We start from the raw sequence: 15,630 nt of genomic DNA on the forward strand, positions 1-15,630 counted from the left end.
AATTAAGAATCTTCCGTTCCAGCGACCTCTTCCATCCCTTGTTTCAGCCAATAAGGACCTGTGCAGTTTCGGCTAGACACATCGTTCTCCGAACTCCTAACTATTCTTCAAAGCTTGTTTAACCAAATCTTCTAATGTAATGGTATTTCCTGATTTTTTAAGGACGGTATCCACACTTTTCTCTGCTGCGGCCTTGGGAAAGCCCAGCGTGAGCAAAGCTGATAACGCCTCTTTGCGCAAAGTATTGTTTGTCCCTATAGAAATTGCCGGCTGGCTCTCTTCCCACGATTCCTTTTTGAGTTTGTCTTTTAGGTCGATGATAACTCGTTGTGCCGTTTTCCCGCCGATGCCTTTGATGCGCTGCAGTGCGCCGGCATCTTCTTGTACAATAGCCGTCTTCAGCTCGTTGCTGTTCATGTAGGACAACATGACAATGGCGGTGCTGGGACCGACGCCGTTTACCGTGATAAGCTGCTGAAAAAGCCGCTTTTCGCTTTCATTGCTGAATCCAAACAATACATGGGCGTCCTCCCGGATGGCCAGGTGGGTATGAAGCAGGATGTTTTCCTGTTCTTTGATTTCCGAAAATGTTTGCAGCGAGATGGTAACGAGGTAGCCGATGCCATTAACATCAATTATAACATGGGTGGGCTCGCGATGAACGAGTCTACCCTTCAGGAAAGCGATCATAGGTTAAAAAAGTGGGTTGCTCAGGATACAAAGATTGCAAAAAAAGGTATACGAGGCATCAGGGTGGACGTGGATATTAGCAGGCTAGCGGGAAAATACAGTGTGCGTGTGAGAGCGGAAGGGAGGGAATGGGGAGTGAGCGTGAGATGAGGATGGGACCGACTGGGCGGTCGTGTTAAGAGAATGTAAACAAACAGTGTTGCTGGCGCGGCGGACAAATTTGACGAATAAGGCCCTGCGGGACCACCCGCTGGTCTGGAGACTGCGCAGTCATCCCGACAAGGCCGGGACGCCGGTTGTGTGGAATGTTGCGCCCGATCGGGGTGTGTACATATCGGTTACTGAATACCATTTTTTGTACTGCCTATTTTTTTTAAATGAATATTTCTATAGGATTTTTCCGGTATGTGTGAAAGGATATTCCCTGGCACGATACGATGTGGGTGGTATAAGGAAAAATATTTTTAAATATTTTTTGTGTTGTCAGGCCAATGTGTCAGTAGGTGTCATTGCAACACGTTGCATGGATTGATACGCCTGAAGTCGCTGTTTGCTTCAAATTTTATATGCCATAATTTCCGAATATACCGTTTGTGTGATGCTACAGGCAGTTCGTCTGTGCTTTGTGCGAAGCTGTCGAATTTTTCCTTCTACAAGAAGGGCCTATCTTCGTGGTCGGTATGTTGGCTTTCTTACGATATGTGTGTGTCATAGGCATCTTTATGTCTATGGGTATTTCGTGCGATCCGGTTCAAACGGCAGCGCGCATGAAGCCTGTATATCGTCTCGATCTGGAGGCGATCGTACGCCGCGGGTATATTCGCGCATTGGTCGATAACAATTCCACCAGCTATTTTATTTATAGGGGTAGAGCGATGGGCTATGAATATGAGCTGTTGCAGTTGCTTGCCAAACAGTTGAATGTAAAGCTCAAGATTACCGTTACCAATGGCGTAGACCACGCCATACAGCAGTTGCAGGCAGGCGAAGGTGATATACTTGCCTTTCCACTCACCATCAATAAACCGCGTAAAGAGCTCATCGCATTTACACAACCTCACTTCAATACTTATCAGGTACTCGTACAGCGCAAGCCTGAGCGCTGGCGAACGTTAACGCAAGACAAGATCGATGCCGCGTTGGTGCGTACACCGACAGGCCTCAGCGGGAAGCACGTGCATGTAATGAAAGGTACAAGTCACGCTATGCGGATGCGCAACTTGTCCGACGAGATTGGTATGGACATCGACGTGGTGGAAGATACACTCATGGTCGAAAGCGAAGGGCTCATTCGTCGGGTGGCGACAGGCGAGATCGAATACGCTGTAGCGGATCATACGATGGCACAAGTCAATGCTGCGTATTATCCTAACCTCGATGTGCGCACCGTATTAAGCATGTCGCAACAGATTGCCTGGGGAGTACGGAAAAATTCTCCCGCGTTGTTACAGGCGATAGACGAATGGCTACGGGAAATTAAAAAGGCGCCTACGTTTATGGTGATTTACAACCGTTATTTTAAAAGCCCGCGTACGTCGCTTTCGCGTATGCGAAGCGATTATTTCTCATACGGTGGCAACCGGCTTTCTCCGTACGATTATATGATCAAGCAAGGTGCCTTGCGCCTGGGATGGGACTGGCGGTTGCTGGCAGCAGTGGTATACCAGGAGTCGAAGTTCGATCCACGAGGTGAATCGTGGGCCGGCGCGCGGGGCCTGATGCAGCTTATGCCGGAGACGGCCCGTCGCTTTGGTGCGCGTGACCTGAACGATCCACAGCAGAGTATTCGTGCCGGTGTGGGGTATTTAAAGTACCTGGACCGGTATTGGACCAAGTCGATACCGGATTCCGCGGAGCGACTCAAGTTTGTGCTCGCGTCATACAATGCGGGACTCTCACACATATTGGATGCCAAGAAACTAACCGAAAAATATAGCGACGAGCGTGAAGACTCTTCGCAATGGGACGGCCATGTACAGTCGTATCTCCTCAAGAAATCTGATCCCAGGTTTTACCGGGATCCGCTTGTATCGGCGGGCTATTGCAAGTGCGAAGAGCCGGTGAATTACATCAAAGATGTGTTAGATCGTTACGAAGAATACCGCGTCCACATCAAGGACGATGTAATCGATTTGCAAGCTGTTCAAAATTCAGTGACGGCCAGGTAGTGGCGATGTCGGGCTGGGCCAGAATGTCGTCCATGATTTCCTTTTGCTTTCGTCCGATTTGCAAAGCATCGGCATAGCGTATGTTTTCATGAAATGTAACCATGGAGTATAGGGGTACCCACTTGTCGGGATAAAGCTCGTGGATGCGGGCTTCGATCTTTTTGCGCAGAACGAATTTCTCGTCGGCCACCAGGTCGCGCATCTCGATGAAGTTGTCAAGCGCCAGTTGCGCGATCGCATCGGTGTCGGGCTTGCGTAGCTGTTGAAATTCCCGGATGGCCGCGTCCCAGTGGTCGTGGTGCCGCTGCAAGAGCTTGTTTAATACAGAACAATCTTCAAAGCCTGCGTTCATGCCCTGCCCGTAGAACGGTACAATGGCGTGCGCGGCGTCGCCGATAAGCACGGTGGTGTGTCGCACCCACGGGTAACACCGCGTAGTGACCAGTGAACCCGTCGGGTTGTGGTTGAAGTCGTGGAGTGCCTCCGGCATGAGCTTGATAACATCGGGGAAAGTTTCTTCGAGGAAGCTCCGTATAGCGGCATCCGTTGTAAGCGATGCGAACGAGTTCTTGCCCTCGAACGGAAAGAATAATGTACCGGTGAAGCTGCCGTCGGGGTTGGGTAACGCGATCAGCATAAAACTTTCACGCGGCCAGATGTGCAGTGCATTTTTCTCCAGCGTGAACTGGCCGGCGGCGGGTATATGCAGCTCTTTGTAGCCATGCTCGATATAGGCCTGCGAAAAATCAAAACGATCGGTGAGCTGTAGGTCCAGGCGCACGGCCGAGTAGGCGCCATCGGCGCCCACGATACCGTCGAAGTGATAGGTGGCCAGGTGGTTTTCGGGGGACGCGGTGGTAATGGCTGATCGCTCGGTGTCGATGTGTGTGACGCGTTGCTCGAAGTGAAAGATGGCGCCCATGGCCTCGGCTTTGTTCATCAACACGATGTTGAGATTGCTGCGTGAGATGGAATTGATGAACTGTCCTTGTTTGCCGTATGGCTGCAGGTTGGTGTTGCCCTGGCGGTCGTGCACCATGCGACCATGCATGGGTATGGCCACGGCACGTAAATCGTCGGAGAGGCCGACTTCGTCGAGAGCATGCAGTCCGCGGTTGCTCAGCGCCAGGTTGATGGAACGGCCGGTGCCTGCCTGGTTCTTGCGCATGTCGGGGCGACGTTCGAAGATCGTTACATGATATCCCCGTCGCAACAGATAAATGGCCAGCAGGGAACCTACGAGCCCTGCACCGGCAATGGCGATATTCTTTTTCATCCTATAATAAAGCTAGTATAAAGAATCGGACAGGAGCGTGACAAAACGAAATACCTCTTCGAAAGTATTATACAGCGGCACGGGCGCAACACGAATGACATTGGGCTCGCGCCAGTCGGCGATGACGCCCGCGCGGGTAATGCTGGTAAAGGTCTTTTTGCCCTGGCGTTTCATGAGGATGGAAAGCTGGCATCCGCGTTGATGGGGGTCGCCCGGTGTTATAACCGTATAGTATTTTCCATCGGGGTCGGCCTGGCTTAACAAAAACTCGAGAAATCCCGTGAGCCGCAGGCTTTTCTGTCGCAGCTTCTTTATGCCCGCCTCCTGGAAGATCTCCAACGAAGCCAGCAGCGCAGCGCTTTGAAAGATGGGCACGTTCGAGAGCTGCCATCCATCGACACCGGGTTGCGGTTTAAAGCCCTTCTTCATTTGAAAGCGTTCGCCCTCGCGATGCCCCCACCAGCCGGCAAAGCGCGGCAGGGGTGCGCTGGCATGACGGTTGTGGACAAAAGCGCCGGCGATTGCGCCGGGCCCGGCGTTGAGGTATTTATAGCTGCACCATACGGCAAAGTCTACGTTATCGCGGTGTAGGGCCAGTGGCACGTTGCCGACGGCATGTGCGAGGTCGAACCCCGCATAGGCACCCGCCTGGTGTGCGGCCGCAGTAATGCGCGGGATGTCAAAGAACTGCCCGGTATAGTATTGTACACCGCCCAGGATCACCAGGGCAAGCTGGTCGGCATGTTCGTGAATGGCATGGAGAATGTCTGCCGTGCGCAAGGTATACTCTCCTGCGCGCGGCGCCAGCTCGACGAGGGCCGTGGCCGGATCGATGCCATGATAGCAAAGCTGCGACTCAAACGCGTATTGGTCGGAGGAGAAAGCGCCCGCTTCGGTAATGATCTTAAAGCGCTGGGCGGTGGGTCGGTAAAATGACACCAGCAGCAAGTGAAGATTGACCGTGAGCTGGTTCATGGCCACGACTTCGTTCGCTTGCGCACCGACAAGCGCAGCAAGCGCCTTCTTGGAAAATTTGTGATAATACAACCAGGGCCGTTGCGCGTGCACGTGGCCTTCTACTCCGAGGGTTGCCCAGTCGGCCAGCTCGGCTTGCAGATACTGTTGCGTGGTTTTGGGCTGCAAGCCGAGAGAGTTGCCAGTCAGGTATATGGCCGGGCCGTTGCCGGCCGGCGGCAACAGGAATTTTTTGCGAAAGGACGCGAGGGAATCCTGGCGGTCGAGTGAACGGGCAAATTTCAAGGAGTTTTCAAACATGGTATAGCGATGAGGGGGCAATCGTTAAAATGCGTAAACAAGAGGGAATTTATAATCTTTTTGGCCTTATTTCCCAATCTTCCATTCTTCCTGTATTTTTGGCCCATAATAACGCATTAAACCATAAACCATGAACATTCCTGAAGGACTGAAGTACACCAAAGATCACGAGTGGGTGAAAATTGAAGGCGATATAGCGACTGTCGGTGTAACAGACTTTGCCCAGAGCGAGCTGGGTGATATTGTGTATGTAGACATTACCACGGTCGGTCAGGACGTAGCCGAACACGATATTTTCGGAACAGTGGAAGCGGTAAAAACTGTATCGGACCTGTTTATGCCGGTATCCGGTAAGGTGCTGGAAGTGAACCCTGTACTGGAAGCCAGCCCGGAAAAAGTAAACGAAGATGCGTACGGCGAAGGCTGGATGATCAAAATAAAGATCACTGGTTCTGCCAGTGGCCTGCTTTCCGCTGCCGAATACAAGGAACTTATCGGCAAGTAAAGCGTTTTACAATATGCCGACCGCCAGGTTGATCAGGCCTGCTGTGGTTGAGCACTAACGCTACCATCATGATAGAATTACCCGTCATATCATCTCCGGAAACCCGCAAGCGCAAGCCAGACTGGCTGCGCGTAAAACTGCCGGTCGGTCCTGAGTATGCCAAAGTGCGCAAGCTTGTAGACAACTACAAGCTTCATACGATTTGTGAGAGCGGCAACTGCCCGAACATGGGCGAGTGCTGGGGGGCAGGTACGGCGACGTTCATGATCCTGGGCAACGTCTGTACGCGCAGCTGCACGTTCTGTGCGGTGGCGACAGGCCGCCCAACCGAGTACGACATGGAAGAGCCCAAACGCGTGGCGGAAGCCATTAAGCTGATGGGCGTAAAACACGCCGTGATCACTTCGGTAAATCGTGACGAATTAAAAGACCGTGGTGCCGAGGTATGGTATCAAACCGTAGTCGAGACTAAGAAAGAAAGCCCCGAGACAACGATCGAGACGCTCATACCCGATACAAAAGGCAACTGGGATGCGCTGTATCGCATGATCGAAGGCAAGCAAGAAGTGGTGTCGCACAACATGGAGACCGTAGGCCGTCTGTATCGCATCGTACGGCCACAAGCCAAGTACGAGCGCAGCCTGGAGCAGATTCGCCGCATTCGCGAAGCCGGTATGCGTACCAAGACGGGTATCATGCTGGGCATTGGCGAAACCAAAGAAGAAGTATTTAAAGCGATGGACGACCTGGCCGCAAACGGTCTGATGATCCTGACGCTGGGTCAATACCTGCAGCCGACGAAGATGCACCTGGAAGTAGCCGAGTTTATTCACCCGGATATGTTCGCGATGTATCGTGAAGAAGGACTGCGTCGCGGATTGAAATACGTAGAGTCAGGTCCCCTGGTGCGTTCGAGCTATCATGCGGAGCGGCATGTAAACGTGCCGTTGGATTGATTAGCAAAAAATGAATTACGGAAGGGTGCCTTAATTAAAGGCGCTCTTTTTTATTATAGAAAAAAGAAGCCGTCTTTTCAGACGGCCTCCCGATTTTTTAGTACTTGTGATCCTGCTACTTCGGGGTATCCACGTCTTCGATAACCTTCACGTTGACGTCGGCTGTTATCTCGAGCTCATGGCCTGTGGCGTTCCCGTCTGCCGGCAAAGTGGTGTTAAATTTAAATTTCAACTCACCTGTCGCTGAGGTGAACGAGTATCCTGACAAGGTTTCGGAAACTGAAAACTGATTCTCGCTCGTGTACAGCGTAAAGAATTTAAAGTCATCGGAAATGATCGCCACATTGTTAAAAATTTGTATGTAGGACTCTTCGCCCTCCAAAGTGGTTTGGCGAAGTCTAAACCCAACGTAGTTGTTGGAGCCACTTTCATAATTATCCAATGTCACGGCTGAACTGTAACGATATACGCCGAATTCCAGATCTGTTCCATCGTTGTTGTTGTCCCAAACATTGGAAGTATACCTGACATCCGGACCATCGATAGCATATTTAAAGTTGATGGTTTTGTCGAATGGCACATCATCGGGGCGAGTGCCTTTATATTGTACGACAATGTTACCGTATTGTGTGGCTTCGGTATAGCCGACACCATTCTCGCCAGTGTCGCCGAGATCACCATTTTCGCCTTTTTCACCCTGGGCTCCGGCTATTCCCGGTTCACCGTCTTCGCAGGCAGTGAAAATAAGTCCCGACGTAAAGATGGTAAAGATGAAGCCAAACTTTATAAGTTGTTTCATAGATAAGATCATTGATTAGTGAAATAGTGCACGTCGTTGTGTCTGTCTAACGGACAATCACGGATCGCGCTGGTTTACTTCGTGCTGCTTAGATTAATCGACGTAAATATATTGGAGAACTTTTGTGTTTACGTCTGCCGTAATTTCAAGGTCATGACCTGTGCTGTTAGATTCCTCCGGAACAATCAGGTGAAACTTAAATTTCAATTCGCTTGTAACGGAATTGAATGAATACTCGGATACCACTTCTGAGAACGTGATCTCAGAGTAGTCGTCCCAGAGCGTAAAGAATTTCATATCATCCGAAACGATCGCTACATTAAGATCAAGGTCAATATAGGATTCCTCTTCTTCGTACTTGTTAAAACGAAAGCGGATAGAGCTATTAGAACCTCCTTCGCTATCGTCTGATACGACTACCGAGTTGAAGCGTTCGATACGAAATTCAGTCACAGATGTGCCGCCCTCTGTTTGGTAAGGTGATGCGTAAGAATAATAGGATGCGTCAGGCCCGGTAGGACAAAACTTGAAATCGATCGTTTTGTTGAATGTTACGTTGTCCGCGCGAGTACCTTTAAATTGAACCGCGATATTGCCGTACTGCACCGCTTCATCAAACCCCAAGCCTTGTTCGCCGGTATCACCTTTATCGCCTTTTTCACCTTGAGGACCGACAGCGCCCGGATCACCATCTTCGCCTTCGCAAGCGGTGAACATAAGCCCGGAAGTTGCAATTGTAAACATCAAGCCAAACTTTAGAAGTTGTTTCATAAATAAATGATTAGGATTAAATTAATAGTGATAAAGACTATGTATGCGAATATTCGAAGCTATACCCCATGAATATGTAGTGGTGATAATTACCATTGCAAATACCTAAAACAATTCCCTTCCGGCCAGGGGAAAATTCCCCCGGTGCATGACCGGTTACCTTCAAAAATTGTGGGTAGGCGACTTACGACAATTGGTCTTTATACACTCATCTAAACGACGAATATGTACGAAGGTAGAAAAAATAAGTTCAGGCGAACGGAGCCTTTTTTGTCGAAAACTTACATACTCTCGAAAACCTTCACATTTACAGTAGCCAGTACGTGTCGATCATGGCCTAGTGTATTTAATACAAAGTTGATAAGCACTGTAAAGCTAGATTTTAGATCACGAAGGCTGGTGACCCGGTTGTAAGTGTATTTTTGGTCACCATTCGCGTGAATGAAGAACAGTCATTCTGCCAGGCGAAGAATTTAAAATTACGGGTCTTTATGAACATTCTGACGAAAAACTCTACATCGGTTATCGGAGTGGCCCGCCATCAGAAAAAACATTTACGAATAAGGTTACAGGGTTATCATGGAAATCCCAGGCTTACATGCTCTCAAAAACCTTCACATTTACAGTAGCCACCACGTGCAAGTCATGGCCAGTGGGATTAAACTCAAAATCGCCCGGAACGGTAAAGTTTAATTTCAGGTCAAGATTGCCGGTAGCGGGATCGTATGTATATTCCTTGTTGCCATTCATGGCGAATTCGGAATAACTATCCTCGAAGGTGAAGAATTTATAATCGTCGGTGGTTATGACAGTTCTTACATAAAAATCTATTCCCGTTATTTCTGCGTTGCCGCCATCATCAGAAGCAACATACAAATTTAGAGTTACCTGGTTGTCCTGGAAGTCCTGTGCTACCGAACTGTAAAATCGCCGTATGGTAAAGGTACGATAAATGCCTTCCGTATATACTACTGACGACGTCCTAATACCGTTGACGCCTACGGGTGTGAATCTGAAGTTGAGATCCCTTTTAAACTCTTTGGTGTTGTCGGGCCGCTGGCCGTCCAGAACCAGTGTGATGTTGCCATACTTCGTTGCTTCGTCAAAGCCCACACCGTTTTCTCCGTCTTCTCCGTTTTCGCCTTTTTTGCCAGGCTCACCTTGCTCGCCTGCCGCGCCCGGATCGCCATCTTCGGCACAACCTGTAAACACATAGGCGGCCAGCGCCACCATCAACATGGTAAAGAATTTTAAGAGGTTTTTCATAAAAATTAAAGCTTACTGCTGATAACTATAAAGACTATATTGTTTGAACAGAATCGCTACGGTTTCCGGAGTTCCTGGAATACTTTCACGTTTACGATCATGGTAACTTTTAGCCCGGATATACCTACGCCGGTTTGTTGGTGATGCTCTGCAAAGAGCAATCGAAACGATAGATCACCCGTGGCGGGGTTATAGTGAAAGTCTTTAAAGTCTTCACTTGCCAATATTCCGCTAAAGTCGTGCTGTATTGTAATCAGGCTGGTGTCGCTGGCCTGCATGTACGTAGAAATTATGCATTGTTGCGGGAGGACCAAATTTCCATCGTCTGTTGGTATCACAACCAGTTCCAGGCGGACAAAATTATCCTGGAGGTCAGGAGTCGGATCGACGCTACTATAAAAACGATGTATGAAAAAGTCGCCGGTGTTGGTATCAGCAAACGATCCAAACTTGAAACCATTGACGCCCAGCGGAGCAAATCTGAAGTTGACCGTGTCGGCGAATTCTTCACCATTGGGGCGCTTACCGGTAAAGCTGACAACAATGTTGCCATAGCTAATGGATTCATGGAAGCCATCGCCGTCCTTACCAGAATCGCCATCAGGACCGTTGATCCCGTCAGGGCCTTTGGGGCCAGGGTCTCCGTCCTGGCCGTCTGAGCAGCCTGACAACAGCAGGCAGCCCAGTACCGAGACCGTGGCAAGCATAACGCATAATGAGGTTTTCATGTGCGGAGGATTAAAGGGTTCTTTTTAAACTATAGAAGTCAGGAGATTCGACTCGATGACGCAAAACGGTGGATTAGTGTACGAATATCCAATATTCTGGTTACGGTTCCAACACTCTGTTGGCCATCGGTCTAACTAATTCAACGTCGGTGATTATTTTTTGATGCTTACATCCACAGAATATCTTTTGTATCAGGTATGAATGGCTTTGCTGTGGTTGAAGGATGGCTTTGGTATGGTCAAATGTCGCTATGAGGTCGCTGTAAGGTCCCTATAAAGCTGTGATAACGCACTGTAATGAAGATGCCGTCTCTTTTGGGGAGACGGCATCTGTAGATTCTTTTCCTCTTTGCTATTTCTTATCCGCTTGAATGCGTTGCTCGCGGTTCGCGACTTCCCATGCAGTGTAGAAGACGGCCTGCGCGCGTTTGGACAGCAGGTCGAATTCGATGCGGCTTACTTCGTCAGTAGGCTGGTGGTAGTCTTCGTGAATGCCGTCGAAATAAAACACGATCGGAATGTTGTTCTTTGCAAAGTTCCAGTGGTCGGAGCGGTAGTACAACCGGTCAGGGTGATTCTGGTCGTTGTATGTGTAATCGAAGAGCAGATTGGTGTAGGTCTTGTTAGCGGCCTCGTTGATGTTGTGCAGCTCAGTCGAAAGTTTGTCGGAGCCGATCACATATACATACGGTGCACTGTCTTTGTGTTGGGGGTCACGACGGCCCACCATGTCGATGTTCAGGTCGACTACGGTTTTCTCCAACGGGAACACCGGGTGCTGTGTGTAATAGTCGGAACCCAGCAGGCCTTTTTCCTCGCCCGTTACCAGCATGAACAGCATGCTGCGGCGCGGGCCTTTCCCTTCTTTCTTGGCGGTAGCAAATGCTTTTGCGAGTTGCAGCACTGACACTGTACCGGAGCCGTCGTCGTCGGCGCCGTTGTTGATCAGGTCGCCTTCGCCGCCGGATTTTTTACCGATGTGGTCGTAGTGTGCGGTCACCACCACCAGTTCGTCTTTCTTGTCCGTTCCTTCCAGGTAGCCCAATACGTTGTCGGTCTTGAGCACCTTCACGTCCATTGCGGTTTTGTATGTGAGCGTGGTCGGCTTTATTTTCTTCAATGCGCCTTTCTTGGTGTCTTCGTTGGTGGCCTTCAGCAGTTTTTCCGAAGGCTGGTTCAGCACCTTAGTGGCCGTAGCCGTCGAAATAAAGAAGATTCCCGAGCTGGCAGAATTGGCCTCGGGCTTCTTCAGGGACAAGGCACCACCGCCCAGGTAGCTCTTGAACTGGTTTACCAGGTCTTTGAAAGCATCGGCGTTATTGTTCCAGAGCAGGACCATGCGGGCTTTGCGCTCGCGTGCGATAGCCATGGGATCGCGGAAATTTTCTTCACTTTCCACCAGGATCACAACAGCCTTGTTTTCAACCGAACCCAATTGATCAAAATCTTCTTTGCGTCCTTTGCCGGCAAACACCAGCGGAAGCGATACTTCGCCACCGGAGTCGCCATTGCCGTAAAATACCACATCTTCGAAGTTTGTAAACTTCTGCTGCCCCGCTTTAATATAAATATCGCCGGGAATGCTGGTGTACAGCTCTACCGCCTGGTAGTAGCTGTTGCCATCGACGGGGCCGGTCAGGCCGAGCTCTTCAAAATGTGCCTTAATAAAAGCGGCTGCCATTTTCTGTCCACGTTTGCCGGTCTCACGACCTTCGAGAGCGTCAGAAGCCAGGACCGACAGATTTTCTTTCAGATCGGAGGAAGTTATCAGGTCACCATATTTCTTGGCAACGGGATCTTGCGCCTGGAGCCTGTTGCCGGCCAGGGCACTCACCAGTACAACGAGTAGGATCAATTTCTTCATGGTTAATGAGTTTGTTTTTGAGGTGTTTTAGAACGCAATATCAGCAAGTAATCATGAACCGTCAAACCGCTCCTGTATCTACGGCCGGGAACTACATGGTTTGCGAATGGGTTAGAACGGATATCACCCTATCAAAGTAGGGATTACCCGTATCGAAGGCGTACTAAGAGGATACTTACGCTATACATGGGGTATCCGTGCTGTATACTTTAAACCCTATATACCCGCTGGTGAAATAGCACTTTTTGAATCGTGTAAACTTTTTACTTCCTGGGGAAAAGCGCTTCAGAACTTCCGGAGTCTTTTCCTTACCTTTGCAGCCTTACAGACGTTTGTCCTTTGTTAGTCCACCTAAAATATTGAAAATCAATAACTCAGATGAAAATAGACTCGCAGTATTCCGAGAAGTTTGAAAGCCGCCACATAGGTCCCGATGCACGCCAGGTAGAAGAGATGTTGAAGGTGATTAAAGCGCCATCGATTGATGCACTGATCGACCAGACCGTTCCCGCAGCAATACGGTTGAAGAAGGCACTCAATCTTCCGGCCGCGAAATCTGAGTTTCGTTTCCTGCAAGATTTCAAAGCATTGGCGGGCAAGAATAAAGTGTATAAGTCGTACATCGGTACCGGTTACTATAACACCATCACTCCGGGCGTAATCCTTCGCAATATTCTGGAGAATCCGGGATGGTACACGGCCTACACGCCGTACCAGGCCGAGATCGCACAAGGCCGCCTGGAAGCCCTGATCAACTACCAAACGATGATCATTGAGCTAACCGGCATGGAGATCGCCAACGCTTCATTGCTGGACGAAGGTACGGCGGCGGCCGAATCGATGCATTTGTTGTTTGCCTCGCGCAAGGCTTCTAAAAAGAATGCGACTACGTTCTTTGTAGACCAGCATACATTCCCGCAAACCATCGACGTGCTGCAAAACCGTGCTACGCCGATCGGTGTAAACCTGGTGGTAGGCGACATCAGCACCCTGGACGTTTCGTCTCCCGAACTCTTTGGCGTGTTTGTTCAAAACCCCGATAACAATGGTGCGGTAAAAGATTATTCCGCCTTCATTACCGCGGCACACGCGAAAGACGTGTTTGCTGTCGTTGCCGCCGACCTGATGAGCTTGCTGCTGACGAAGTCGCCCGGCGAAATGGGCGCCGACGTAGTAGTAGGTTCTTCGCAACGCTTTGGCGTGCCGATGGGCTTTGGTGGTCCGCACGCGGCATTCTTCGCTACGAAAGATGACTTTAAACGTCAGATGCCCGGCCGTATCATAGGCGCGTCGATCGATGCCTCCGGAAACTCGGGCTATCGCATGGCGCTGCAAACCCGCGAGCAGCACATCCGCCGCGAGAAGGCTACTTCCAACATCTGTACAGCACAGGTGTTACTGTCGGTCATGGCCGGCATGTATGCGGTGTACCACGGTCCCGATGGACTGCGCAAGATCGCCGGCCGTATCCACGGCCTCACCCGTACGTTGGACGCCGGTCTGAAAGCGGCTGGTCTGAAGCAAGTGAACGAACAGTACTTCGATACGCTGAAAGTAACCGTTGCCGATAAAAAAGCAGTAGAGCGTGAAACGCTGAAGCGCGGCGTAAACGTGCGTTACTTTGCCGATAACCATGTGGGCATTTCGCTGGACGAGACCACGTCAGCCGAGGATATATCCGTGTTGCTGGAAATTCTAACGGCGGCGGAAGGCAAGAAGGCCTCTGCCATATCCCCGAATGGCATGGAGATGAACTGGCCCGCGGCGTTGCTGCGGAAGTCGTCCTACCTGGCACACCCGGTGTTTAACACGCACCACTCTGAACACGAAATGCTGCGCTATATCAAGCGCCTGGAAAATAAAGATCTTTCCATGGTACACTCCATGATCTCGCTGGGATCCTGCACCATGAAGTTGAACGCTACCGCCGAAATGATTCCGGTGACGTGGCCCGAGTTTGGTAACATTCATCCGTTCGCACCGGCGGACCAGGCAATGGGGTACGCCGAGCTAACGACCAACCTGGAAAACTGGCTGAAAGAGATTACCGGTTTTACTGGTGTATCGCTGCAGCCGAACAGCGGCGCACAAGGCGAGTACGCCGGCCTGATGGTGATTCGCGCGTATCACCTGGATCGCGGCGACAGCCACCGCGACATCGCCTTGATCCCTGCTTCGGCACACGGTACAAACCCGGCCAGCGCTGTGATGGCGGGTATGGACGTCGTTGTGGTGAAGTCGGACGAGGATGGCAAGATCGACGTGGCCGATCTCAAGGCCAAAGCCGCACAATACAAAGATCGTCTGTCATGCCTGATGGTGACCTACCCGTCCACACACGGTGTGTTTGAAGAATCTATCATCGAAATTTGCGAAACGATCCACGCCAACGGTGGCCTGGTATACATGGACGGTGCGAACATGAACGCCCAGGTGGGCCTGACGTCGCCCGCCAACATCGGCGCAGACGTATGTCACCTGAACCTGCACAAGACCTTCTGTATTCCGCACGGCGGCGGCGGCCCTGGCATGGGACCGATCTGCTGCAACGACAAGCTGAAGCCCTACCTGCCCGGACACGCTGTCGTGAAGACCGGCGGAGAGAAAGCCATTCAAGCCGTATCGGCTGCTCCCTGGGGCAGCGCGAGCATTCTGACGATTCCGTATGCTTACATCGCGATGATGGGCGGCGACGGTCTGACCAACGCCACGCGCTACGCGATCCTGAATGCAAACTATATCAAGAGCCGCCTGGAAGGCCACTATAAGATTCTCTATACGGGTGCCAACGGTCGTTGCGCACACGAGATGATTGTAGACTGCCGCGATTTCAAGAAAGCGGGCATTGAAGTGGAAGACATTGCCAAGCGTTTGATGGACTACGGATTTCACGCGCCAACCGTGTCGTTCCCGGTAGCGGGCACTCTGATGATCGAACCTACGGAAAGCGAACCGAAAGAAGAGTTGGATCGTTTTATCGAAGCGCTCATCGAGATTCGCAACGAGATCCGCGAAGTGGAAAACGGCAAAGCCGATAAAGAAAACAACGTGCTGAAACATGCGCCGCACACCGCGGCCGTGATCACCGCCGACGAATGGACACGCCCGTACAGCCGCCAAAAAGCTGCGTACCCACTGCCGTTTGTGAAAGAAGCAAAATTCTGGCCCAGCGGGAGCCGCGTAGACAACGCCTATGGCGACCGCAACCTGGTGTGCAGCTGTTTGCCGCTGGATGAGTACGAGAAGAAGGAAGAGACCGTAGAGGCATAATATCGCCAGACGATAATATTCCAGAAGGCTATTCCGAAAGGGATAGCCTTCTTTGTATAGAC

General features: G+C 50.7%; 12 protein-coding genes. 4 read left to right on the forward strand and 8 right to left on the reverse strand.

The features are described 5' to 3' along the window. Nucleotides 1-96 precede the first annotated feature (96 nt). The gene (gene ruvA, locus KK062_RS07675) at nt 97-690 is read right to left on the reverse strand and encodes a Holliday junction branch migration protein RuvA (protein ID WP_254083685.1); all 594 of its coding nucleotides are present in this window, start codon (nt 688-690) and stop codon (nt 97-99) included. Nucleotides 691-1,457: 767 nt separating this feature from the next. Here ruvA and KK062_RS07680 point away from each other — a divergent pair. After that, entirely contained in the window at nt 1,458-2,858 is a 1,401-nt protein-coding gene (locus KK062_RS07680; protein WP_254083686.1) for an MltF family protein, read from the forward strand. Here the strand turns inward: KK062_RS07680 and KK062_RS07685 are convergent. Then, on the reverse strand, nt 2,803-4,134 hold the full coding sequence (locus tag KK062_RS07685) for an FAD-dependent oxidoreductase (protein ID WP_254083687.1): 1,332 nt from the start codon (nt 4,132-4,134) through the stop codon (nt 2,803-2,805). The two genes, KK062_RS07680 and KK062_RS07685, sit on opposite strands and share 56 nt — an antisense overlap. Nucleotides 4,135-4,146: 12 nt before the next feature. After that, complete coding sequence (kynU, locus tag KK062_RS07690; protein ID WP_254083688.1) at nt 4,147-5,409, reverse strand: kynureninase; 1,263 nt, start codon at nt 5,407-5,409, stop codon at nt 4,147-4,149. Between the two features lie 130 nt (nt 5,410-5,539). Between kynU and gcvH the strand changes: the two genes are divergently transcribed. Together gcvH and lipA are read left to right on the forward strand one after the other, a co-directional pair. Then, on the forward strand, nt 5,540-5,914 hold the full coding sequence (gene gcvH, locus KK062_RS07695; RefSeq protein WP_254083689.1) for a glycine cleavage system protein GcvH: 375 nt from the start codon (nt 5,540-5,542) through the stop codon (nt 5,912-5,914). A gap of 68 nt (nt 5,915-5,982) precedes the next feature. Further along, a complete protein-coding gene (gene lipA / locus KK062_RS07700; RefSeq protein ID WP_254083690.1) occupies nt 5,983-6,870 on the forward strand; it encodes a lipoyl synthase in 888 nt (295 codons plus the stop codon). A 115-nt stretch (nt 6,871-6,985) separates the two neighbouring features. Here lipA and KK062_RS07705 read toward each other — a convergent pair whose 3' ends face one another. The 5 genes from KK062_RS07705 to KK062_RS07725 form a co-directional block, all read right to left on the reverse strand. Next, entirely contained in the window at nt 6,986-7,669 is a 684-nt protein-coding gene (locus tag KK062_RS07705) for a hypothetical protein (RefSeq protein ID WP_254083691.1), read from the reverse strand. Nucleotides 7,670-7,762: 93 nt separating this feature from the next. After that, entirely contained in the window at nt 7,763-8,440 is a 678-nt protein-coding gene (locus KK062_RS07710; protein WP_254083692.1) for a collagen-like triple helix repeat-containing protein, read from the reverse strand. 594 nt (nt 8,441-9,034) lie between these two features. Further along, nucleotides 9,035-9,706, reverse strand: a complete 672-nt coding sequence (locus KK062_RS07715) for a collagen-like triple helix repeat-containing protein (protein ID WP_254083693.1) — start codon at nt 9,704-9,706, stop codon at nt 9,035-9,037. A 56-nt stretch (nt 9,707-9,762) separates the two neighbouring features. Beyond that, complete coding sequence (locus KK062_RS07720; protein ID WP_254083694.1) at nt 9,763-10,434, reverse strand: hypothetical protein; 672 nt, start codon at nt 10,432-10,434, stop codon at nt 9,763-9,765. A 352-nt stretch (nt 10,435-10,786) separates the two neighbouring features. Then, nucleotides 10,787-12,298, reverse strand: coding sequence for a M28 family peptidase (locus KK062_RS07725; protein ID WP_254083695.1), 1,512 nt, complete (start codon nt 12,296-12,298; stop codon nt 10,787-10,789). Nucleotides 12,299-12,676: 378 nt separating this feature from the next. Here KK062_RS07725 and gcvP point away from each other — a divergent pair, with 378 nt between their 5' ends. Beyond that, complete coding sequence (gene gcvP, locus KK062_RS07730) at nt 12,677-15,568, forward strand: aminomethyl-transferring glycine dehydrogenase (protein ID WP_254083696.1); 2,892 nt, start codon at nt 12,677-12,679, stop codon at nt 15,566-15,568. The last annotated feature ends 62 nt before the right edge of the window (nt 15,569-15,630 follow it).

The sequence above is a fragment of the Dawidia cretensis genome (assembly GCF_018598175.1).
Taxonomy (GTDB): Bacteria; Bacteroidota; Bacteroidia; order Cytophagales; family Cyclobacteriaceae; genus Ohtaekwangia; species Ohtaekwangia cretensis.

Excerpts from the sequence above, each read along its gene's own strand:
- ruvA (WP_254083685.1), bottom strand. The coding sequence starts at position 690 with ATGATCGCTTTCCTGAAGGGTAGACTCGTTCATCGCGAGCCCACCCAT.
- KK062_RS07680 (WP_254083686.1), top strand. The coding sequence starts at position 1,458 with ATGAAGCCTGTATATCGTCTCGATCTGGAGGCGATCGTACGCCGCGGG.
- KK062_RS07685 (WP_254083687.1), bottom strand. The coding sequence starts at position 4,134 with ATGAAAAAGAATATCGCCATTGCCGGTGCAGGGCTCGTAGGTTCCCTG.
- kynU (WP_254083688.1), bottom strand. The coding sequence starts at position 5,409 with ATGTTTGAAAACTCCTTGAAATTTGCCCGTTCACTCGACCGCCAGGAT.
- gcvH (WP_254083689.1), top strand. The coding sequence starts at position 5,540 with ATGAACATTCCTGAAGGACTGAAGTACACCAAAGATCACGAGTGGGTG.
- lipA (WP_254083690.1), top strand. The coding sequence starts at position 5,983 with ATGATAGAATTACCCGTCATATCATCTCCGGAAACCCGCAAGCGCAAG.
- KK062_RS07705 (WP_254083691.1), bottom strand. The coding sequence starts at position 7,669 with ATGAAACAACTTATAAAGTTTGGCTTCATCTTTACCATCTTTACGTCG.
- KK062_RS07710 (WP_254083692.1), bottom strand. The coding sequence starts at position 8,440 with ATGAAACAACTTCTAAAGTTTGGCTTGATGTTTACAATTGCAACTTCC.
- KK062_RS07715 (WP_254083693.1), bottom strand. The coding sequence starts at position 9,706 with ATGAAAAACCTCTTAAAATTCTTTACCATGTTGATGGTGGCGCTGGCC.
- KK062_RS07720 (WP_254083694.1), bottom strand. The coding sequence starts at position 10,434 with ATGAAAACCTCATTATGCGTTATGCTTGCCACGGTCTCGGTACTGGGC.
- KK062_RS07725 (WP_254083695.1), bottom strand. The coding sequence starts at position 12,298 with ATGAAGAAATTGATCCTACTCGTTGTACTGGTGAGTGCCCTGGCCGGC.
- gcvP (WP_254083696.1), top strand. The coding sequence starts at position 12,677 with ATGAAAATAGACTCGCAGTATTCCGAGAAGTTTGAAAGCCGCCACATA.